This is a genomic window from Sinomicrobium oceani (assembly GCF_900119185.1).
In the GTDB taxonomy this organism is placed as follows: domain Bacteria; phylum Bacteroidota; class Bacteroidia; order Flavobacteriales; family Flavobacteriaceae; genus Sinomicrobium; species Sinomicrobium oceani.
Map to the genome: position 1 here is coordinate 249,042 of NZ_FPJE01000003.1, position 23,041 is coordinate 272,082.

Genomic DNA, 23,041 nt, shown 5'->3' on the forward strand with positions numbered 1-23,041 from the left:
GATGTTAATAATGAGCCTCTTCGAGGGGGAGGGGAAATTGTAATCAGTAAGGAATATGGATCAGAGAAAAAGGGTAGCTTTTTACACGTTGGGATGCAAACTGAATTTTTCGGAAACCTCGACCATAGCCCGGGATTTTAAAGATAAGGGGTTTGACCGCGTCGATTTTGAAGAAACCGCAGATATTTATGTGATCAATACCTGCTCGGTCACGGAGAATGCGGACCGTCAGTTCAGGCAGGTGGTCAAAAAGGCGTTAAAACACAATGACCGTGCATTTGTAGCGGCCGTGGGATGTTATGCCCAGTTAAAACCCGAAGAGCTGGCTGCAGTAGATGGCGTAGACCTGGTATTAGGAGCCACGGAGAAATTCAAGATTACCGATTATATCAATGACCTTTCCAAAAATGATTTCGGCGAAGTACATTCGTGTGAGATCGAGGATGCGGACTTTTACGTGGGAAGTTATTCCATAGGGGACCGCACCCGTGCTTTTCTGAAAGTGCAGGATGGTTGCGACTATAAGTGTACCTACTGTACCATTCCCCTGGCCCGGGGAATATCCCGTAGCGATACCCTGGAAAATGTCTTGCACAATGCCCGGGAGATATCCCGGAAAAACATCCGTGAGATCGTACTTACGGGTGTGAATATAGGAGATTACGGAAAAGGGGAGTTCGGGAACAAAAAACACGAACATACTTTTCTCGACCTGGTCAAGGCGCTGGATGAGGTAGAAGGAATAGAAAGATTGCGTATATCTTCGATAGAGCCCAATCTTTTGAAAAACGAGACCATAACATTTGTATCGGAAAGCAGGACGTTTGTGCCGCATTTTCATATCCCGCTACAGTCCGGAAGTAATGATATTCTTAAAAAGATGCGACGGAGGTATCTCCGGGAATTGTATGTGGACAGGGTGACAAAGATCAGGGAAGTCATGCCACATGCCTGTATCGGGGTGGATGTTATCGTCGGGTTTCCCGGCGAAACCGATGAACATTTCCTGGAGACATACCATTTTCTGAATGAACTCGATATTTCTTACCTTCATGTATTTACATATTCCGAGAGGGATAATACCGTTGCTGCCGAAATGGAAGGGGTTGTACCCGGAAAAGTAAGAGCCAAGCGAAGTAAAATGCTTCGCGGGTTATCAGTGAAAAAGCGCAGGGCCTTTTACGAGAGCCAGCTGGGGACTACCCGGACGGTATTATTCGAAGGAGAAAACAAGTCCGGTTATATTCATGGTTTTACCGAAAACTATGTGAAGGTTAAGGCTCCGTGGAATCCGGAGCTGGTCAATACCCTTCATACCATAACATTAACGGATATCGATGAAGATGGGTTGGTTCGTTTTGTATTTACCAAAGAGGAAGTATATGCGTCCTGACCGTAATCAAATGTATCCTGTAAAAAGATATAGCAGTGTTTTAGTAGTGTATCTGCTGCTTTTTTTCGTTGTCGCCTGTGATAACCGGAATAATACTCCTGGTGATTACAGTTCCGATACCTTAAAGGTTTATCGTGTTTCCGATCATGTCTATGTGCATCTTTCCTACCTGGAGACAGAGAGTTTCGGAAAGGTGGAGTGTAACGGTGCCATATTTTTTGATAATGGCGAGGCTGTTATACTCGATACGCCGGCGGGGCGAGAGGACTCGGGAGAATTGATCCGCTGGGTGACGGATTCATTGGGGTGTACCATAAAAGCCGTTGTTCCTACACATTTTCACAAGGATTGCCTGGGTGGACTGCAGGAATTTCACAGGAAAGACATACCTTCTTATGCGGAGAATGCAACGATTACACTGGCTGCATCTCATGGATTTCCGGTGCCGCAACACGGTTTTGACCAATCGCAAACCTTGTGGGCAGGAACTTTGGAAATAGAACTTTCCTGCCGTGGGGCGGGACATACCACAGATAATATTACGGCATATCTCTCCGGTGATCACGTACTTTTCGGAGGATGCCTGATCAAGGCTTCCGGTGCTTCAAAGGGAAACCTTGAAGATGCCGATGTTGCCGCATGGCCCGAAACGGTGGAGCGTATTAAATCTGCGTATCCCGAAGTTAAAATCGTCATTCCCGGACATGGAGACACCGGGGGCAAAGAACTGCTGGATTATACCGAAATACTTTTCCGGTCCTGAGAGCGGTTTGGTTTCTCATGCAGAATGACTGCCTGAAAAAAAATAATGGTAAAACACCGGTAACGAATGGTCCGGTCAGATGCGTATACCTACCGGAAGGAGATCCTTGAATTGTTTGTGCTTTCGCAAAAAACGGGCAATCTCCGGACTTGTTGGAACTACACGAAGATTTCTTTCTTCCACGATATGCAATACCGATTCTATAAATTCATCCTTTTGGTAGTCCTCGAAATTTTCGGGAAGGACCAGTTTGGTCAGGAAAATCTTCTTATCCTGTGATGAATACTCGATTTTAGCCAGTTTTCCGTTGATACGGGTTTCGAACTGGCGCAGGAAATCATTGTCTTTGACGGTTACTTCACTCATTTTATTATAGTTTTATTTACAGACAGATGTTGTATGTGTACCTCTCGGATAGCGAACAAAGAAAATCGCCGGACCTGCAGGGTACCGCTGTAGGGATGTGTACAACTCATTTTTCATTTTTAACTCTTCCTGTGCAAGAATAGTAGGAGAAATGCTTTTTTTTCTTCCGCAAATCCTAAATTTGTAAAGAAATACAACAAAGTTCAGGATTTAAGCGTGTAATGATGTTCCGTAAAATGTCGTTTCTGAAAAACGTGCGGAAATCATGGCCTTTACGATTTGTGTATGCAAAGATACGAAAAAATACTAAAAGTCTATTATACAATCATCTAACAAATTGTCGGAGGAACCTAAAATACCAGTCTATTTTATGCCGGGTATGGCGGCAAGTCCGCTGATATTCGAAAATATTCGTTTACCCGAAGACCAGTTTGAAGTTCATTATCTCGAATGGATACTTCCCGAGCGGCATGAGTCGTTGCAAAACTATGCAAAGCGTATGTCAGATCTTGTCTTACATGACAATCCCGTGCTTATCGGAGTGTCTTTCGGTGGGATGCTGGTACAGGAGATGGCCCGGTGGATAACTGTGCGAAAAGTCATTATTATATCCAGTGTAAAAGACAAAGACGAATTACCTGCCAAAATGCTCTTTGCCCGGTATACAGGGATATACAAATTGCTTCCTACTGGCCTGGTGAATAATGTGGAACTACTTGCGAAATACGCATTTGGTGAGGCTGTGGTAAACCGCCTGGAATTGTACAGGAAATACCTGTCTGTCCGGGATAAGACTTATATCGATTGGGCTATTCATGCTATCGTTTGCTGGAACAGGACAACGGTGCTTCCTGGAATCGTACATATACACGGAGATAAAGATCCGGTTTTTCCTATTGCGGGTATTAAAGATTGTATCCGGATAAAAAACGGTACGCATATTATGATCATCAACCGTTTTAAGTGGTTCAACGAACATCTTCCTTCGCTTATTGCGCACTAAAATCCGGTTTTATTCGGCTTTTGTAGTATTTAATTTTTTTACCTTTACCAAACATTGTATTTTAAAACGTATATGATTGCGGAAAAATCCGCGTTACTGTTAACAAATGATAAAGGTAAAGATGAACGTTATGGAATGGTTGAAAAAAGCCCTTATGGGTATCGGTATTATTGCATTGGCAGGTTTTTTCCTCGGTTCGGTGCAGGGAGAGGGAAAAGATGGAGTGACAGGCGGACAAACTGCTTCTGTAGATGAGGAGCGGAATGATAAAGCGGTCCGGGACTATAATGTGTATGCTATAGATTTTCTGGAAAGCATGAATTTTGCAGGAGAACCGGTTCCGCTCGACGAACCCGATATACAGGAGCGAATGGACAGGGAGATTTTGGTGAATACCTACTGGCAATCCAATGGGTTGTTGCTCATAAAACGGGCGCACAAATACTTTCCTGTTATAGAACCTATCCTGGCTAAGCACGGTATTCCGGACGATTTTAAATACCTGGCTGTTATCGAGAGCGGGCTGCAAAATGTAGTGTCCCCTGCACGTGCCACAGGATTCTGGCAGATTATGAGCTCGACAGGAAAGGAATACGGCCTGGAAGTGAATGATAATGTCGATGAACGATACCATCTCGAGAAATCTACGGAGGCGGCTTGTGAATACCTCAAGAAAGCCAGGGCTCAAATGGGAAGCTGGACGCTGGCGGCTGCGGCATACAATGCCGGAAGGACCGGGATATCCAGGCAGCAGGACAGGCAGAAAGAAGCCGATTATTACGATATTCTGCTCGGGGAAGAAACCGGGAGATACCTGTTTCGCATCCTGGCTATCAAGGAAATTTTGTCTGATCCGCAGAAATATGGCTTCAATATAGAACAAAGGCACATGTACAGCCTTGTGCCGACCAGAAAAGTTGTGGTAGATTACGAAATTGCCGACCTGGCTGACTTTGCTAAAAAAGAAGGGATCAATTATAAAATCCTGAAAATACACAATCCGTGGCTTCGGGAAACCAAACTCAATAATAAGTCAGGTAAGAAATATATCATCGAGATTCCTGAAAAAGGATATTACCGTGTAAAAAGCTGATAAAAAAAGCCGGGGTTTTTTGATGCCCCGGCTTTTTTATGTTTTTAAGGATCGTGTTTGTTGTCGGTTAAATACGCATGAAGATACGTTTTACCGCCCTTAAATCCTTTTCATCTGCTGTTGCATCATTTTGATCTGATCGGCCAGCATATTTTGTTTATCGAGCTTTTTAGCCTCGTTGAGCAATACGGTAGCTTCCCGTTTTCTTCGTTTCTGCATGGCAATTCCGGCAAGACTGAGTTTGGCCATAGCCACATCGTAGTTCATGGAAAGCCCGAGCTTCAATGCTTTTTTAAAGTATTTTTCGGCTTGAGTCAGGTTATTCTGCGAAGCCATGATACCGCGGAGGTAATTGTAGTACCCCTGTTGCTTTCTGATCAGTGCCGATTCGGGATCCTTGATCTTGTTTAACCATTTGGCAGTTCCCTCGAAATCCTGTTTGCGCATGCGGAGAAAAGCCATGAGTATCATCTCGTTCCGGAAATAGAGAAAGATAAATACCAGGGAGAGTAATATGAGGAAAATTCCGTTACCTATATTACCTTCGATAAACTGATAAACCGCAAAGCCGATAATAAGCGCTGCAATAACTAATTTTAGATTTTTATTGAACATTTCATGGTTTTTTATAAACGTACTGTAGCGAATAAGGTTGCAAAGTTAAAAAAAAGTCATGGAGGAAGCAGTGTCCGTAGCAATTTTCCGTACGGAATATATGGTGATAATGTATTATCTTTGTCACGGATATCATCAAGATATAAGAGACTTACGGAATATCAGCAGATTGCCTGTAAAGTTTGAGCGGACCGGGAATGAAATATTTTTTTCAAATGGTTTTGGCAAAGTAAAAACTCTTTGTATATTTGCGCCGCACTTTTGTGAAGGAATCTCGTGCATAATGAATTAGGTATTTTTAAAGAAGATTTTAAGATATTAGACAATGAAAAGAACATTTCAACCCTCAAAGAGAAAAAGAAGGAACAAGCACGGTTTTAGAGAGAGAATGGCGTCTGCGGACGGTAGAAAAGTGCTTGCCCGAAGAAGGGCAAAAGGAAGAAAGAAATTAACGGTATCTTCCGAACCAAGGCATAAAAAATAATGCTATTGAAATGCTATTCATATAAAGGTGTTGCTTCTGGAAGTGACACCTTTTTTTATACCTGATCTACTCATAAATCATATAAATAACACAATACCAAAGAAATGCCAAAAAGAAAAGATCTAAAATGTATTCTGATTATCGGTTCGGGGCCTATTATCATAGGTCAGGCGTGCGAGTTTGACTATTCCGGTTCGCAATCTCTGCGTTCCCTTAGAGAAGATGGTATCGAAACTGTTCTGATCAACAGTAACCCGGCTACCATTATGACAGATCCGTCCATGGCAGATCATGTTTATCTGAAGCCGCTCACCACCAAATCTATTATCGAAATACTCAAAGCACATCCCAATATCGATGCGGTGTTACCTACTATGGGAGGACAAACGGCATTAAACCTTTGTATAGAGGCCGATGAAAAGGGGATATGGGATGATTTTGGCGTTGAAATTATAGGGGTTGATATCGATGCGATCAATATTACCGAAGACCGGGAGAAGTTTAGGGAACTCATGCTGAAAATCGGTATTCCCATGGCTCCCCAGGCTACGGCAACATCGTATCTCAAAGGAAAAGAAATAGCCCAGGAATTCGGTTTTCCACTCGTGATCAGGGCCTCTTTTACCCTCGGGGGAGCGGGAGCTTCTTTTGTACATCACAAAGACGATTTTGATGAAATGCTCACCAGAGGGCTTGAGATTTCCCCGATTCACGAAGTCATGATCGATAAGGCAATGCTCGGATGGAAAGAATACGAGCTGGAGTTGTTACGAGATAAAAACGACAATGTGGTTATTATCTGTACCATTGAGAATATGGATCCGATGGGGATACACACCGGAGACTCTATAACAGTAGCCCCTGCAATGACCCTTTCAGACAGAACCTTCCAGAGAATGCGGGATATGGCTATCCATATGATGCGGAGCATCGGGGATTTTGCAGGAGGATGTAACGTACAGTTTGCCGTAAGTCCGGATGAGAAAGAAGATATTATCGCTATCGAAATAAACCCGCGTGTATCCCGTTCATCCGCATTGGCATCGAAAGCGACGGGATATCCTATTGCAAAAATAGCTTCGAAACTGGCTATCGGATATACGCTGGATGAACTGGATAACCAGATCACCAAATCTACATCGGCATTATTTGAACCTACCCTTGACTATGTTATCGTAAAAATACCAAGATGGAACTTCGATAAATTCGAAGGTTCGGACCGGACTCTCGGGCTGCAGATGAAATCTGTGGGTGAGGTTATGGGAATAGGACGTTCTTTCCAGGAAGCTCTTCACAAAGCTACACAGTCGCTCGAGATCAAGAGAAACGGACTTGGTGCTGACGGAAAAGGTTATAAGGATTATGACCAGATCATAGAGAAGCTTACGTATGCAAGCTGGGACAGGGTGTTCGTGATTTACGATGCCATACAGATGGGAATACCACTGAGCAGGATTCACGAGATCACCAAGATCGATATGTGGTTCCTGAAGCAGTATGAAGAACTGTATTTTCTGGAGAAAGAAATATCTTCATACACTATAGAATCACTCCCTAAGGAGCTTCTGCTCGAAGCCAAACAAAAAGGATTTGCCGATCGTCAGATCGCACACATGCTCGATTGCTGGGAAAGCGAAGTGTACACCCGCAGGGAAGAACTCGGCGTGAAACGTATCTACAAGCTGGTAGACACCTGTGCTGCGGAGTTCAGGGCTCAGACCCCTTACTATTATTCTACTTTTGAAGATGAAATAGAAACGGCAGACGGAAAACGGTTTATCGACAATGAGAGCAAGATTACCGATAAGAAAAAGATCGTTGTGCTCGGTTCCGGTCCCAACCGTATAGGGCAGGGGATAGAGTTTGATTACTGTTGTGTTCACGGCGTCCTTGCTGCAGCAGAATGCGGGTATGAGACCATCATGATCAACTGTAACCCGGAAACCGTATCAACAGATTTTGATACTGCGGACAAACTGTACTTCGAACCTGTGTTCTGGGAACATATCTACGATATCATCCGTCACGAAAACCCCGAAGGCGTTATCGTACAGCTCGGAGGGCAAACCGCATTGAAACTTGCCGAAAAACTCGATAAGTACGGTATAAAAATCATCGGTACCAGTTTCGAGTCACTCGACCTGGCAGAAGACCGGGGGAGCTTCTCTACACTGCTTAAAGACAACGATATTCCCTACCCGGAATTCGGTGTGGCAGAAACAGCGGAAGAAGCCCTTAAATTGTCCGATCACCTGAACTTTCCGATCCTGGTAAGGCCTTCTTACGTACTTGGAGGACAGGGGATGAAGATCGTCATCAATAAACAGGAACTCGAAGAACATGTCGTAGATCTGTTGCGTAAGATACCCAACAACAAATTGTTGCTGGATCACTACCTCGACGGGGCTATCGAAGCGGAAGCCGATGCGATATGTGACGGAGAAAACGTGTACATCATTGGTATCATGGAGCATATAGAGCCTTGCGGTATTCACTCCGGAGATTCCAATGCAACACTGCCGCCGTTTAACCTCGGAGAGTTTGTTTTGCAGCAGATTAAGGATCATACGAACAAAATAGCGAAAGCGCTTAACACGGTAGGACTTATCAATATACAGTTTGCTATAAAAGACGACACGGTATATATCATCGAAGCCAACCCGAGAGCATCGAGAACCGTACCGTTTATCGCCAAGGCATACGGAGAGCCTTATGTGAATTTCGCAACCAAGGTCATGCTGGGGGAGAAAAAAGTTACTGATTTCAATTTCAATCCGCAGCTCAACGGTTATGCGATCAAGCAACCCGTATTTTCCTTCAATAAGTTCCCGAATGTCAATAAGAACCTCGGACCGGAAATGAAGAGTACGGGAGAAGGGATTCTCTTTATCGATAGTCTTAAGGATGATCAGTTCTACGAGCTTTATACGAGGAGAAAGATGTACCTGAGCAAATAATATTCAGAGATACCGGATAAAAAGATGTCCCGGGCTTTTCATAGAAAGGTCCGGGACATTTGTATTTACGGTCGTTTGCATGGCATGTTTTCTACGGATACCAGTTGCGGAGCCGGACTTCTGTGTTTTGATGACCCGCGTCTACCAGTTTTTTGAATTTTTCCGTATCGCTCATATCCGGATTACCGCGATAATGATACGGATACACAACAGCAGGTTTAAAATCCAGTACGGCGTCTGCAGCCTTTTCGACGGGCATGGTGTACGGCAGGTTCATGCATACAAAGGCCACATCGATATCCCGAAGGGCTCTCATCTCGGGAATGTCTCCCGTATCCCCGCTGATATAGATCTTTTTGTCATCCAGAGAAAGCAGGTAACCGTTTCCCCGTCCTTTTACATGTGGTGCATCTTTGCTTGCCGGGAGGTTATACATGGGTATAGCCCCGATAGTAATACCCGAGATTTCCTTGCTTTCACCATTTTTGAGAATCACCAGGTTCTTTTTATAGGCGTCCGGAAGTTGGTCTGCCACAGCCTGTGGGACAATAAAAGTGACTTCGGATGTCTCGAGGGCCTCAAGTGTCCTGGTATCGAGATGATCCCCGTGAATATCCGTAATCAGTACGATATCCGGGGGTTTTACTCCGGAAAATCTCTCGACACCCCCGTAGGGATCGATATAGACGGACACGTTATTCCATTCCAGGGCCAGTGTCCCGTGAAAGATGGGTTGTAAGATAATGTCACGCCCGTTTTCTGTGGCGAGGGTGTCCGGTTGTATTTGTGAAAATACGGGAGAGTAGCCCAGGGAGAGCAGTGCGCCAAGTGCCATGCCGATCGTATAACTTTTCATAATTTTTCCGGTTATCGTTAGATGACTAAAATTACAAAAAGATTTTGATCCTTTTTTTGAAACCTGTTATTTTTCACATGACCTGGCACGTCAGAAACCGACATGGAGGGCTGTAACCGGGCCTGTTTACTTCCGGATAAAATCCGTGATAAAGTACGAAAGAAGTTTGCCTGTCATCCGGAGTTCCCGGTCGTTTTCCGGATCCGGAGCAGCTTCGCAGATATGGAGATACTGGACGTTTTTGTTATTTTTCCAATAGTTGATAAGGCGTCGTACCTGTTCCGGGGAGAAACCGGTCGGAGTCATGGCGCTGCTGGGAACGTTGGCTATGGCATCGCAATCTACTTCTATTCCGTACGGACTTCTTTTGACAAACTGTAAAGCCTGTTCCGTGTGGTAGTCCAGGGTGGTGTCGGCAGACAGAAGGAGTTCATCAAGGGTGCTGAACCTGATACGGTCATTGTACTCCTCCAGCTTTTTGAAAATACTTTTTGAGGTATAGTTTTCATGCAGGCCAAAAACGTAATACCTGTCGAGCAGCCCTTCCCGGAATGCGTACGAAAAGCCGTTTCCGCTATGTCTGCCTTCGGTGGCCCTGAAATCGGTATGAGCATCGATATTGATACTGTTAACGGGTTTTCCCAGGGCAAGGGCACATCCTTTGATAATGCCGTAACCGTTGTTATGTCCGCCCCCGATGACAATTGGTTTTTTTCCTGCCGCAACTATTTTACGGACCAGGTCTGTGACTTCCGCATCTATACGGGCAGTCAGCTGGCGGGCTTTTTCGATATATACATCACCCGAAGAAATTAACGCATCCAGTTCTTCCATCTCTTTCGAAAAATCGAGATGTCCCAGAAGCAGGATTTTTTTTCCCTTGTTGTTGGGGTGATGCTGGGTGTTGAGGAGTTGCTGAAGCGCAGTATGCCACGCATGCCTGGCGCCTTTACGGCCATGATTGGCCACTATTCCTATATCTTCGGGAATTCCGAACAGTACGTATTTTGCTTTTGAAGCCTGTAGTTGTTCTTCCAGTTCCTGTCCTTCGTTGAGTAATCTGATCTTTTCCCCGAACCTGGTTTCTCCCTTTCTCCGGGAAATTATTTTCTCCAGGTCTCTCAGGGCGTATAAACTCAAGTGATTTCGCATGTATCCGGTTTAAATCTTAAAGCAAATATGAAAATAAAAAATCTATTTGCTAAATTTAATCGTATATATATTCGCTGGCTGTATAACAAAAGTTAAAATTAGGCGTTAACAGTTAAAAAGAAATCATTATGACTGAATCAAAGAGTAATAACGGTTTGAAAGTTATTGCTGCACTGCTTGGGGTAGCCCTTATAGGGACCTTGATTTATACTTCAAGTCTGTACAGCGATAAGAAAAAGACTACTGCAGATCTGACGAATCAGAAAAATCTGGTAGTAGAAGATCTGAATAATCTCAAAGCGGACTATGACCGTGCCATATCGGAAGGCGATTCCACAAACCAGGAATTGCTGAACGCCAGGGCCAGGATAGACCAGTATATAGATTCCGTGAAGAGCATGAAAGCAGACATATCTGCGCTGTATCGTTACAGAAGACAAGTGAATGTGCTCACTAAGGAACGTGAGTTCCTGCTGGCTCAGAACGACTCCCTGCGCCGGTCCAATGAACAACTGACGATGCAACGGGACAGTACCAGGATGACCCTGGAACGTCAGGCACAGTATGCCGACTCTATCCTTACGCAGAACGTGCAGCTTGCCAAGGTTGTAGATGCAGGTTCAGCTTTGAGCCTGGCCAAATTTTCCGTAGAAGCGGTACGGGAACGTAACAGCGGAAAGCTGGTTTCGGTAAACCGTCACCGAAGAGCGGACAAACTGAAGATCTGTTATACCGTAGCGGCCAACCGTATAGCGTCTGCCGGAGATACGCAGTTTTACGTTCAGGTTATAGGGCCGGACGGAGCTATTATGGGAGAAAATGCAGTAGCCAGCTTTACACCTCCCGTAGTGAGCGGTATGAGCCAGAAAGAAAGTGCAGGAGTTGATGAAACCGGATCGACAGATGAATATGAAATTGAAGATCGTGCTATAGATGAAATGGCGTCGACCCAAAAGCCGGATACCAAGAGTATTAACTATAGTAAGATATCTAATTTCTACTATGAGAATACGGCACTTGACGTATGTGATTATGTAGATAAAAAGGGAGATGGATTTGAAAAGGGAAATTACGAAGTAAAGATCTTCGATAGTAAACTCAGAGAACTGGGATCCTCTTCTTTTGAACTGAAATAGAAAACCGGACCTCCAATGTTAAAACCCGTTGTCTTCAGCTGAAGACAGCGGGTTTTTATTTATGATCTTATCCAAAGTCAGAGCTGTACAATTCTTCGGGATCTGTAGTTTGACCTTCTAAAAAAATAAGGAATCCATATTTTTACAATCCTATACCGGTAACCGGTCTGATTTTCTGCCGGTTTCCTTTTCGGGTAATGAAACTACGGAGTAACAACCTTTCCGCGGATCAACACGGTGTCGATATGGTTATTTCCGAAAGCGTAAGGCAAAAAAGCATACCCCGGTATGTCACGGGTAATGATGAGATTGGCTTCTTTTCCCCTGGTGATACTTCCGTGTGTGTCGGAGAGTCCCATGGCATAGGCCCCGTTTACAGTAGCTGCATTAATAGCTTCCTCCGGGGTAATCTTCATTTTGATACATGCCGTAGCTACCACAAAATTCATATTACCGCTCGGTGTGGAGCCCGGATTATAGTCCGTAGCCAGGGCCAATGGAAGACCGGCGTCGATCATTTTTCTTGCGGGTGTGTACGGGATGCTCAGAAAGTAGGAGCAGGAGGGGAGTGCAACGGGCATGGTCTTGCTCCCTTTCAGTGCTTCGATGTCTTCATCCCTCATCACTTCGAGGTGATCGACAGATAAAGCGTTGTGTTTGATCCCTGTCTGTATACCACCTATGGCGTGAAACTGGTTGACATGTATTTTAGGGACCAGGCCAAAAGCTTTGCCGGCTTCAAGAATACGTTCGGTCTCCTCTGTGGTAAAATATCCCTTTTCACAAAAAACATCCACATATTCGGCAAGCCCTTTTTCTGCGATAGCTGGTATCATCTCATTGATGAGGAGATCTATATAACCTTTCCGGTCGTTCCTGTAGTTCGCAGGAATGGCGTGTGCCCCGAGGAAAGTCGCTTTTATGGGAATATCATAGTTGGTCTGTAGTCTCCTGATGACACGGAGCATTTTCAACTCGGCATCCGTACTCAGTCCGTACCCGCTTTTGATTTCTATGGCCCCTGTGCCCATAGCTATCACTTCTTCCAGCCGTTTTGCAGATTGCCTGTAAAGGTCGTCTTCCGGGGTTTCTTCGAGTTTTTTGGCCGAATTCAGTATTCCCCCGCCGCGGTTGGCTATTTCTTCATAGGAAAGTCCGTTGATGCGATCCACAAATTCCTGCTCGCGGTTCCCGGCATATACGATATGGGTATGGCTGTCACACCATGCGGGCATGACCACTTTTCCCGCAGCGTTGATGATCTCGTTTGCTTTCGTTTCAGGGAGGTCTTCCATTTTTCCGTAGTCGGCTATCGTATTGTTTTCTATATATAGATAAGCATTTTCAATAACCGGTAGGTTTTTCATCTCCCTTCCGGATACTTTTTGTACCGGGGTGTCTCTGACCTGTAAAAGCTGTCTGATATTTTTAATGAGTATGTTCATAAAGCTGTTTTTTGTGTGTAGTGTAAATGAAAAACGTACGGCTTCTACCCGGTGAGGGTATGGCCGTACGTTCTTATGGTGCTGTTGTGCCCGGATTATTTCAGAGCGCCTACCATATCCTCGGGTTTTACCCACTCGTCGAATTCTTCGGCAGTAAGGTATCCGAGGTTGACGGCTTCTTCCTTGAGCGTCGTACCGTTTTGGTGTGCCGTATTGGCTATTTCCGCAGCTTTGTAATACCCTATTTTGGTATTCAGTGCGGTAACCAGCATGAGCGAATTGTTTACCAGTTCTTTAATACGATGGTGATTGGGCTCTATTCCGGAAGCGCAATGTTCTTCAAAACTCACGCAGGCGTCACCGATCAGTTGTGCGGATTGCAGCAGATTGGCGGCCATTACGGGTTTGAAAACATTGAGTTCGTAGTGCCCCTGAGTACCGCCTACGGATACGGCAACATCGTTACCGATAACCTGTGCACAAACCATGGTGAGTGCCTCACATTGTGTAGGGTTTACTTTTCCGGGCATAATGGAACTTCCCGGTTCGTTTGCAGGAATCAGAATTTCTCCGATACCGGAGCGGGGCCCGGAAGCCATCATCCGGATATCGTTGGCTATTTTATTGAGTGAAACGGCAAGCTGTTTCAGAGCACCATGGGTTTCGACCAGGGCATCGTGGGCAGCCAGTGCTTCGAATTTGTTTGTAGCGGATTTAAAAGGAAGTTCGGTAAACCTGGCGATGTACGCAGCGACGTTCTCCGCATATCCCGGGGGCGTATTGATCCCGGTTCCTACGGCAGTACCTCCCAGAGCGAGCTCCGAAAGGTGATCCAGCGTGTTGTTAAGAGCTTTTAACCCGTGATTGAGTTGAGAGACATAACCCGAAAATTCCTGACCGAGGGTGAGCGGGGTCGCATCCATAAGGTGAGTACGCCCTATTTTGACCACATCCTTGAAATCTTCGGATTTTTTCTTCAACGTATCACGTAACCGGGTTACGCCCGGAATAGTCACTTCGATGATCTTCTTATAGATAGCAATGTGCATTCCGGTAGGGAAGGTGTCATTGGACGATTGCGATTTGTTGACATCGTCATTGGGTTGCAGGGTCTTTTCGCCTTCGCCTATTTTTTTTCCGGCCAGTTGATGTGCCCGGTTGGCAACAACTTCATTAACATTCATGTTACTTTGGGTACCTGAACCAGTCTGCCAGATCACCAGCGGAAACTGGTCATCGTGTTTCCCTTCCAGGATTTCATCGCATGCTTTAGCTATAAGATCTCTTTTTTCTTCCGGAAGAACCCCGAGTTCACAGTTGGTATAAGCCGCTGCTTTTTTCAGGTAGGCAAACCCGTATATGATCTCCAAAGGCATTGAAGCCGAAGGCCCTATCTTAAAGTTGTTTCTGGAACGTTCGGTTTGGGCTCCCCACAACTTGTCTGCGGGAACTTTAACCTCACCCATCGTATCTTTTTCTATTCTGTATTCCATGATGTTTATTAAAGTTTTACACTGTATACAAAATTAGCATTTTACCGTATAATACCCGGGGATTTTTAGCTTTTTATAAGCGGAGTTTCGCGATTTAGTTGGAAAAAGGCTTCGGCATTTCAATTAAAAACGGTACTTTTGTTCCGAATTCGAAAATTTCCGGAAATTATGTTTGAATTTGACCAGTATTTAGGCTTTTTAGCATTCGCAGGGATAGCTCTTCTGGGCTTCTGGTTGATGGTTTTCCTTACTGCTTTTGCAATTCCCTACTGGATAAGCGGAGCGATCATGGAGATGATCAAAGAAAAACGCGAGGCTAAAAAAGCTAAAAAGATGCAGGCGTAAAAACGCACAAGAGACTGTTCGAAAGGCAGTCTCTTTTTTTATTCGTATTTGATATTTGTCGGAGCAGGAAGGACCTGGTTGTTGGGGTATTGAGTCAATAGGTTATTCCTGGATTTCACCTCTTGTTAATCCGATATCCATTAACTACGCCCCAGTACTTCGACAGACTCAGCAGCCTATGCCGGAACGCTCAGCCGCTTCGGTAACTCTTACTGCGAACTGTAATTGGTTATAGAGTTAGTCCTGCTTTTCATTTCTTATTAACCTGGTAACTCATCAACCGATTAACTATACCCTGGTATCCTTCCCTACAGGGCTACGAACTACCCAATCTCATTCACAGTATTACAGCAGTTATTCCACCATAAACAAGGCATTTGCAAAAATCAGTTTGCCGTTTTCCCAGAACCCCCGGAACAGCGGGTTGTCTACCATATATACAATATGTCCTTTTCCATAGTCATGTACACCGAATACAAGCGTGTTGGCAATGTTTTTCCGTGCTTCACTACCGGCAAACCCTGAAAGGGGACTTCCGTCCTTACCGATGTAGAATGCGTTTCCGCTTTCGAGCAGTTCAAAAGCGTTGCTACTTTGTTTAAGCGAATAGTAAGTGTCTTTATAACCGAAAGCGAGCGGATGGGTAGTGTCTGTCTCGGTAGCATATATAGCCCCGGTGATATTGTTCTTCACATAGTTCCGCTCCCAGGAATTGTAAGGGATGGGTTTAAACGGTGTTTTTTCATCTTCTTCCGGTTGTTTTTCTTGGAGTCCGAAATCTTTTTCTTCCTTCAGCGCATGTATAGACCCACCGATGGCAATGAGTTTCCCCCCGTTTTTTATCCATGTTTTTAAGGTGTTCATTCTGTTCTCATCCAGGTATTTTCCATAATTTCCTTCGGGGATGATGAGTACGTCATAAGAGGAAAGATCAACGTGATCCGCATAATCGGTATCCAGTACGGTTAACGGATATCCCAGCTGTTGTTCGAAAAAATGCCATACTTCTCCCGAAGAAAGGGTAGAAGCCGGTGAGCCGGTGAGTAGCGCCGCCCTGATCTTTTTAACAGGTTTTACCGATGAAGAACCGAAATCCTTTCCACGGGTTACAAAACCGGTTACGGCAGCGGTAAGGTCACGATTGAATTTCCGTGCGAGGGTTGCGAGTGTTTCCGTAAAATTTTTGCTCCCGGCATTATCTGTTTTGGTAATGATAAGACTTCCGCTCGCAAAATTTTTGTCCGAAACGGTAAAAGCTTCTTCACTGTAGCGTACCCGGATACCTTTTTCCAGCATAGCAGCAAGAAAACGCGCATCGTTCATGCTTTTCCATGTACACACATAAGCATAGGTATCTGCAACAGGAGAAAACGGTGTGGGATCTGATGGAGCGCTATTGGAATTACCACTTACCATACTGTGTTCTGTGGCTATGGCATGAAGACCATAGGCATAGGGTAGTGCCCAGGCTGTAATATCATAGGTAAGGGAGTCGTTCAGCCTGGTCTTAGGTTCGAATAAGACTTTGACCAGGGTACTTTTGGGTTGGTCGGACGGAATAATGAGGTCTCCCTTTTTTGTTTTCATGCTTCCTGTTTTTCCCGTAGCGTAATCGAGACCTTTGACCGTGGTTTCCCCCGGGAAGCTGTATCGGATATGATGTTTGTCGAGCAGGTCGGTAAGCAAACGTATATGATCCTTGTCGCCACTGAGGACATAATTCCGGTATTTGTAATTCCGGTTCGCATAGAATTTCCCGAATTCTTCATTGAGTTTTACGGCATTCCCGGAAGCGATCTCTACCGTAGAGATCCCTGTGGTATAATGGTGGTCCAGCCGGTCTCTGAGGGTCAGGGTATCTTTGCCGGATGTAATAACACCCAGGCCGGCCCTGCCGCTGCCGCCCTGTTCGTAGGTCATTCCGATACTGCCACTGTACATGGGGTAGGTATCTCCGTAGCTTGGGTACAGCAGGTCAAAGACTTCCTTGGTAAAGTACAGCCAGCCTTCCTTGTCGAAATACCGGGCATGATTTTTTCCGATCGCTACCTGGAAATCTTTTTGCCAGTCTGTTATTACTTCATGGACGGGTTCTGCCCCGGGAGCGAAGTAGTAGGGGGCATCCATGCCCTGTTCGTGAAAATCGGCATGGATATGGGGAAGCCACTGATTGAATAGTGCCACCCGCTGTATGCTTTCTTTTTGTGTAAGCCAGGCCCAGTCCCGGTTCAGGTCGAACATATAGTGGTTTGGCCGCCCGTTGAGCCAGGGTTCGTGGTGTTCCTTACTGTCGGGATTGACGTGGTTGGGATGATGGACAAACTGGTTGTACCAGTTGACATAACGGTCCCTGCCATCGGGATTGACACAGGGATCGATAATAACTACGGTATTGTCCAGCCATGCCTTGTGTTTCGATAGGAGGTCATAGGCAGTTTGCATCGATGCTTCCGTACTCACACTTTCGTTGCCGTGGACATTGTAACTCAGCCACACGATAGCTTTGTCATTAGTGGTCTTTTCTTCGAGTGACTTCATATGGGTTTCCCTGATCTGCTCCAGGGCACCGATATTGGCCGGGGAAGAGATATAGCAGAGGATGAGCTCGCGGTGTTCGTAAGTTTCCCCATAGGTTTGCAACCGAACCCTGTCTGGCACTGCCGCTGCAAGATGACGATAATATTCGACGACCCGGTACTGTCTTGTAAAGCGGGTCCCGAGCTCGTATCCCAGAAATTCGGAAGGTGATCGTAATTGTTGCGCCGTAACTGTCAGTGAAAACAGGACAAAAAGACATATCCATGCAGGATGAGAACGGTGGTGACAGCTATTCATAATGGGTTTGATGTTTTTCTTGTAGTCAACGTACTTGATATACTGACGAAAATAGCCTTTTTTTCAATCAATACGACGGATCATTCCTGTAAAATATGCTTTTTTGACGGGTCCTTAAAATAGAACAGATAAACTGTTTTTATTTTAATCTTAGGGAAAACATGTATGCGCTGAAAAACATATTGTTATTTAAGGCCAGATTTCAGACTACATCCTACAAACTAATAACTCCGAACACCCCACTGCTTTTTTTCTGAATCTCGTTTGCATGTTTCAAAGCGGTATGTGGTATAAATATTATCGGCCCTTGTTCTCATTTTTTCGCAGAAAGGAGCTTTGCTTTTTTTCGGAAATGAAATTATGGTGTTAAAGGATAAGGAGACCTGTGCAACCAGGTTTTTTATACCTACTTTTGCACATTCCTGTTACAAAATCCAGATACGATTTATTTGAAATGACTAAGAAACAACAGCATGTCCTGATTGTTATATTGGGCTTTATAGCCGCTTTAGGACCCTTTTCCATAGATATGTACCTCCCGGGATTTCCGGCGATAGCCAAAGATCTCAACACGGACGATGCGCACGTGTCCCTGACACTGACAACCTATTTTATAGGAATATCCGTGGGACAGCTTATCTACGGGCCATTACTCGATCGTTTCGGGCGCAAAAAACCTTTGCTTGCCGGGCTCGCTATCTATGCGCTGGCTGCATTGGGGTGTGCCTGGGCTCCGAATATTTGGTGGCTTATCGGGATGCGACTCATACTGGCCCTGGGCGGATGTGTGGGGATGGTAGCTTACAGTGCTATAATCCGCGATCGTTTTCCGGTAGATGAAGTAGCAAAAGTCTTCTCTTCTATATTACTGGTTATGGGGGTAGCCCCTATAATAGCCCCGACCCTGGGTGGATTTTTTACAGGGAACCTCGGCTGGCGTTCCATTTTTATTTTTCTCTTTATCATAGCCCTGGTACTCATGACGGTAATTCATTTCTTTTTGGAGGAAAGCAAGGGGCATGACAAAGAGGTGTCTCTCAAGCCCGGGAGCATTGCCGTAAATTATGCTGCCGTACTTCGGAACAGTGACTTTATGCTGTATGGCCTTTCCGGAAGTATTGCCATGGCTATTATGTTTGCCTATGTCTCTGGAATACCGTTTGTTCTCATGAAGCTTTACGGGGTATCCGAGACCACCTTCGGCTGGATGTTCGGGATTAATGCTTTCGGCTTTATTGCCGGAAGCCAGCTCAACCGTTACCTGCTCAATCGTTTTGACGTGGTCAGTCTTACCCTGAGGACATCTTTTATACAGCTCATCCTGACGGTGATTTTTATGATAGGGGTTTGGCAATACGAACTTCCGCTACCTGTTTTTGCTGTATTGCTCTTTTGTGTGCTTTTCCTGTTGGGATTTATCAACCCGAACTCTACAGCCTTATCACTTCGTTCCTTTTCCAGCAATATCGGATCGGCATCGGCGATGAACGGCAGTTTTAAAATGGGAGCAGGAGCTGCTATTTCTGCATTGATGGGGGTGCTGTACGACGGGACGAAACTTCCCATGGTATTGTTGATATTCCTGATGTCCCTGATTTCTTTTGTATTGCTCCTCATAGCCGGCAGAAAGGCCCGGCTGATAAAAAAGCAGGCAGCATACCGGTAACGATCGTTATACATGCTGCTTTGATGTAAGCGGAGAGCATAGTCCTGTTTTGTTACGTCAGGGCAATGGACAGTATTCCAAAAATAAAACCCCGCATCGAAAGACGCAGGGTTTCATCAACTAACCAACCAAAATTATGAAAAAAACTAACTAACCGTTTTAAGGTATGCTGCAAAGTTCAAATAGCATGCCAAACATCTCAGGCTTTTATAACTACCGTAGTTAAATGCTTGTTAAATGGCGATAGTGTATAACAGGTGAAGATGAGGTTTACTGTTTCCGGGGAGCAGGAACCTGGCAAGTATTCCGGCAAGGGAGTGTCGGGGCGCGACTGTCCGGAAATAATAAGGGGCCGGTCTGATATGGCCGGCCCTTGTGCATTGTTGCAATACGGCTGCTACGATCAGAGTTTTTCTTCGAGATACCGGGCTGTGAATGATTTTTTATTCTTAGCAACTTCTTCCGGAGTTCCCTCGGCAATAACGGTACCACCTTTTTCTCCGCCTTCCGGTCCGAGGTCTATAATGTAATCGGCACATTTTATAAGCTCCAGGTTGTGTTCTACCACAACAACAGAGTGGCCTTTCTCTATGAGCGCATTAAAAGAAGCAAGCAGTTTTTTGATATCGTGGAAATGCAGTCCCGTTGTCGGCTCGTCGAAAATAAACAAGGTCTTTTCGTCGGTATTCCCTTTAGACAGGAAGGAGGCAAGTTTGATCCGTTGTGCCTCTCCTCCGGAGAGGGTAGAGGAAGACTGTCCGAGCGTGACATATCCCAGTCCTACATCCTGTAATGGTTGGAGTTTGTTAATGATTTTTTTCTGCTTGTGCTTCCCGAAGAATTCAATAGCATCGTCTATGGTAAGAGTGAGTACATCATTGATGTTCTTGCCTTCGAAGGTTACTTCCAGGATCTCCTTTTTAAACCGTTTTCCTTTACAGGTTTCGCAAGGCAGGACCACATCGGCCATAAACTGCATTTCTATGGTGACCTCTCCTTCCCCCTTACAGGTTTCGCAACGACCGCCATCTACGTTAAATGAAAAGTGTTTGGGTTGGTATCCGCGGATTTTAGCCAGTTTCTGGGCCGTAAACAAAGCCCGTATATCGTCGTATGCCTTGATGTAGGTCACGGGATTGGAACGCGAAGACCGCCCTATGGGGTTCTGGTTGATAAATTCTACCGATTTGAGCGAACTGTATTCTCCGTCTACGGTGGTATATTTACCCGCCTTTTCTCCATATCCGCCGGTCTCCTTGAGGATTACAGGGTATAGTATTTTTTTAACCAGGGAACTCTTTCCGCTTCCGGATACACCGGTGACTACGGTAAGCATATTCAGGGGAAAGGTTACCTCAATATTTTTGAGATTATTTTCCCGTGCTCCTTTGATATGTACATGATTTTTGGACGTTCTTCGCTTTGGCGGTACTTCGATCTGTTTTCGTCCGCTGAGATAATCTCCGGTGAGGGAATGCGATTTCAGAATGTCTTTGTAATTACCGTAGGCTACGACTTCTCCGCCTAAAGTTCCGGCTTCCGGTCCGATATCGATAATGACATCTGCCGCTTTCATGATATCTTCATCGTGCTCTACCACAATGACTGTATTTCCCAGGTCCCGAAGCGACCGTAGAACGGTAATCAGTTTTTCGGTATCTTTCGGGTGTAATCCTATACTCGGTTCGTCGAGAATGTACATGGAGCCTACCAGGCTGCTCCCGAGAGAAGTGGCGAGATTTATGCGCTGTGATTCTCCCCCGGACAGCGAGTTCGATTTCCGGTTCAGGGTCAGGTATTCCAGGCCGACATCCGAGAGAAACATCAGTCGGTTGTTGATCTCTTTGAGTAACCTGCCCGCTACTTTCTGTTCGTAGCCGGAAAGTCTGATACTTTTGAAAAAGTCTGCAAGGTGATGCAGGGGCATTTCTACGAGTTCCGATATGGTATGATGATCTACTTTAACATAATCGGCCTCTTTTCGCAGTCTTCTGCCTTTACATTCCGGACACTTGGTTTTTCCGCGGTATCGCGACAACATGACACGGTTTTGTATTTTGTAATTTTTTTCTTCGAGTTCTGCAAAAAAGTCATTCAGCCCGGTAAAATAAGAGTTACCATCCCATACGAGTTGTTTCTGGGCTTCGGTAAGTTCAAACCAGGGTTTATGGATCGGAAAATCAAACTTATAAGCATTGTTGACCAGTTGGTCACGGTACCAGCTCATACTTTCTCCCCGCCATGGAAAAACGGCATTTTCGTAGACCGACAATCCGGAGTTCGGGATCACCAGGTCTTCGTCTATACCTATAATATCCCCGTAACCTTCGCACCTGGGACAGGCTCCGAACGGATTGTTAAAGCTGAACAGGTGTATATTCGGTTCGAGAAACTGTATACCGTCTTTTTCGAATTTATTACTGAAAGACGTTTGTTTCCCATTGCTCATATCCTCTATAATACATTCGCCTTTTCCTTCGAAAAAAGCGGTTTCCACCGCATCGGAGAGCCGGTTGATGAAATCTTCGTCATCCGGCCGCGCGATAATACGATCGACCACCAGGTAAAAGTCCCGGTCGATCTCCGTGTCGATGTCCTCGATACGGACCACCTGGTCTCCGTATTTGATACGGGCGTATCCCTGCTGAGCCAGGATCTTGATGCTTTCCAGTACTCCGCGATGATCCGGAATATGTACCGGGGCGAGAAGCAGTAACCTGGAACCCGGTTCATAGCCGTTGACAAAATCCACGACGTCGGTTACCGTATTTTTCTTTACTTCATCTCCGGAAACAGGAGAGAATGTTTTTCCGATACGGGCGTAAAGCAACTTCAGGTAATCATAGATTTCTGTAGTTGTGCCTACCGTCGAACGCGGATTGGTAGAGTTTACTTTTTGCTCTATGGCTATGGCCGGTGCGATCCCGCGGATATAATCGACCTTGGGTTTGTCAAGTCTGCCGAGAAACTGCCGGGCATATGAAGAAAGACTTTCCACATACCTGCGCTGACCTTCGGCATAAAGGGTGTCAAAAGCAAGACTGGATTTACCGGAACCGGAAAGTCCCGTAATCACTACAAGTTTATTCCGGGGAATGGCAACATCCAGATTTTTGAGGTTGTGAAGCCGTGCTCCTTTGATAAGTATATTTTGTTTCGGGTCTAATAACGATATATCGGTCATATGCTGAAAAAAGGAAAAATACAAAGATAACGCATAATAAAGCAATGGAAAAAACAGTTTCATTTTTTATGATCTATCTGTATCCGTTTTAGGGTTTTACCCGATCGGTAGCAGATTCCGGAAGGCTTACATTTTTAATATTTTTCGGAAAATCTGATTTAATATTTGCATTTATTTAAGGAATGTTATTATATTTGGCCAGCAAAACGTTAAAAAAAAGCACCGTATAGACCATAAAATTACTTTTTAGAAATA

General features: G+C 45.1%; 17 protein-coding genes. 9 read left to right on the forward strand and 8 right to left on the reverse strand.

Features of this window, described 5'->3' with window-relative positions:
* Positions 1-55: 55 nt before the first annotated feature.
* Together mtaB and bla are read left to right on the forward strand one after the other, a co-directional pair.
* The gene (mtaB, locus tag BT112_RS04110; RefSeq protein WP_072316086.1) at positions 56-1,393 is read left to right on the forward strand and encodes a tRNA (N(6)-L-threonylcarbamoyladenosine(37)-C(2))-methylthiotransferase MtaB; all 1,338 of its coding nucleotides are present in this window, start codon (positions 56-58) and stop codon (positions 1,391-1,393) included.
* A gap of 10 nt (positions 1,394-1,403) precedes the next feature.
* Positions 1,404-2,156 (forward strand): subclass B1 metallo-beta-lactamase, encoded by a 753-nt coding sequence (gene bla, locus BT112_RS04115; RefSeq protein WP_072316164.1) that lies wholly within the window; start codon positions 1,404-1,406, stop codon positions 2,154-2,156.
* Between the two features lie 75 nt (positions 2,157-2,231).
* Here bla and BT112_RS04120 read toward each other — a convergent pair whose 3' ends face one another.
* Complete coding sequence (locus BT112_RS04120) at positions 2,232-2,522, reverse strand: GNAT family N-acetyltransferase (RefSeq protein ID WP_072316087.1); 291 nt, start codon at positions 2,520-2,522, stop codon at positions 2,232-2,234.
* A 370-nt stretch (positions 2,523-2,892) separates the two neighbouring features.
* Between BT112_RS04120 and BT112_RS04125 the strand changes: the two genes are divergently transcribed.
* Positions 2,893-3,525 carry an alpha/beta hydrolase gene (locus BT112_RS04125; protein WP_072316088.1) on the forward strand — a complete coding sequence of 211 codons (633 nt, stop codon included), beginning with the start codon at positions 2,893-2,895 and terminating at the stop codon, positions 3,523-3,525.
* Positions 3,526-3,655: 130 nt separating this feature from the next.
* Complete coding sequence (locus BT112_RS04130; protein ID WP_072316165.1) at positions 3,656-4,618, forward strand: lytic transglycosylase domain-containing protein; 963 nt, start codon at positions 3,656-3,658, stop codon at positions 4,616-4,618.
* A 99-nt stretch (positions 4,619-4,717) separates the two neighbouring features.
* Here the strand turns inward: BT112_RS04130 and BT112_RS04135 are convergent, their stop codons facing one another.
* The gene (locus BT112_RS04135) at positions 4,718-5,233 is read right to left on the reverse strand and encodes a hypothetical protein (protein ID WP_072316089.1); all 516 of its coding nucleotides are present in this window, start codon (positions 5,231-5,233) and stop codon (positions 4,718-4,720) included.
* A 325-nt stretch (positions 5,234-5,558) separates the two neighbouring features.
* Between BT112_RS04135 and rpmH the strand changes: the two genes are divergently transcribed.
* On the forward strand, positions 5,559-5,717 hold the full coding sequence (rpmH, locus tag BT112_RS04145; RefSeq protein ID WP_072316091.1) for a 50S ribosomal protein L34: 159 nt from the start codon (positions 5,559-5,561) through the stop codon (positions 5,715-5,717).
* A gap of 104 nt (positions 5,718-5,821) precedes the next feature.
* Positions 5,822-8,674: a carbamoyl-phosphate synthase large subunit gene (gene carB, locus BT112_RS04150; protein WP_072316092.1), complete on the forward strand. Its 2,853-nt coding sequence runs from the start codon at positions 5,822-5,824 to the stop codon at positions 8,672-8,674.
* A gap of 91 nt (positions 8,675-8,765) precedes the next feature.
* Here carB and BT112_RS04155 read toward each other — a convergent pair whose 3' ends face one another.
* Positions 8,766-9,530 (reverse strand): MBL fold metallo-hydrolase, encoded by a 765-nt coding sequence (locus tag BT112_RS04155; protein WP_083564787.1) that lies wholly within the window; start codon positions 9,528-9,530, stop codon positions 8,766-8,768.
* A gap of 126 nt (positions 9,531-9,656) precedes the next feature.
* Positions 9,657-10,682, reverse strand: coding sequence for a formimidoylglutamase (locus BT112_RS04160; RefSeq protein WP_072316093.1), 1,026 nt, complete (start codon positions 10,680-10,682; stop codon positions 9,657-9,659).
* A gap of 128 nt (positions 10,683-10,810) precedes the next feature.
* Between BT112_RS04160 and BT112_RS04165 the strand changes: the two genes are divergently transcribed.
* Positions 10,811-11,818, forward strand: a complete 1,008-nt coding sequence (locus BT112_RS04165) for a hypothetical protein (protein WP_072316094.1) — start codon at positions 10,811-10,813, stop codon at positions 11,816-11,818.
* Between the two features lie 203 nt (positions 11,819-12,021).
* On the opposite strand, the gene hutI is transcribed toward BT112_RS04165, so the two are convergent.
* Together hutI and fumC are read right to left on the reverse strand one after the other, a co-directional pair.
* Positions 12,022-13,263 carry an imidazolonepropionase gene (hutI, locus tag BT112_RS04170; protein WP_072316095.1) on the reverse strand — a complete coding sequence of 414 codons (1,242 nt, stop codon included), beginning with the start codon at positions 13,261-13,263 and terminating at the stop codon, positions 12,022-12,024.
* Positions 13,264-13,358: 95 nt separating this feature from the next.
* Positions 13,359-14,756: a class II fumarate hydratase gene (fumC, locus tag BT112_RS04175; RefSeq protein ID WP_072316096.1), complete on the reverse strand. Its 1,398-nt coding sequence runs from the start codon at positions 14,754-14,756 to the stop codon at positions 13,359-13,361.
* A gap of 168 nt (positions 14,757-14,924) precedes the next feature.
* On the opposite strand from fumC, the gene BT112_RS21760 reads away from it, so the two are divergent.
* Positions 14,925-15,101, forward strand: a complete 177-nt coding sequence (locus tag BT112_RS21760; RefSeq protein ID WP_175545744.1) for a hypothetical protein — start codon at positions 14,925-14,927, stop codon at positions 15,099-15,101.
* Between the two features lie 354 nt (positions 15,102-15,455).
* Here BT112_RS21760 and BT112_RS04185 read toward each other — a convergent pair whose 3' ends face one another.
* Entirely contained in the window at positions 15,456-17,936 is a 2,481-nt protein-coding gene (locus BT112_RS04185; RefSeq protein ID WP_072316098.1) for a M14 family metallopeptidase, read from the reverse strand.
* A 454-nt stretch (positions 17,937-18,390) separates the two neighbouring features.
* On the opposite strand from BT112_RS04185, the gene BT112_RS04190 reads away from it, so the two are divergent.
* Positions 18,391-19,602: a multidrug effflux MFS transporter gene (locus BT112_RS04190; RefSeq protein ID WP_072316099.1), complete on the forward strand. Its 1,212-nt coding sequence runs from the start codon at positions 18,391-18,393 to the stop codon at positions 19,600-19,602.
* A 403-nt stretch (positions 19,603-20,005) separates the two neighbouring features.
* Here BT112_RS04190 and uvrA read toward each other — a convergent pair whose 3' ends face one another.
* Complete coding sequence (uvrA, locus tag BT112_RS04195) at positions 20,006-22,786, reverse strand: excinuclease ABC subunit UvrA (RefSeq protein ID WP_072316167.1); 2,781 nt, start codon at positions 22,784-22,786, stop codon at positions 20,006-20,008.
* Positions 22,787-23,041: the final 255 nt, after the last annotated feature.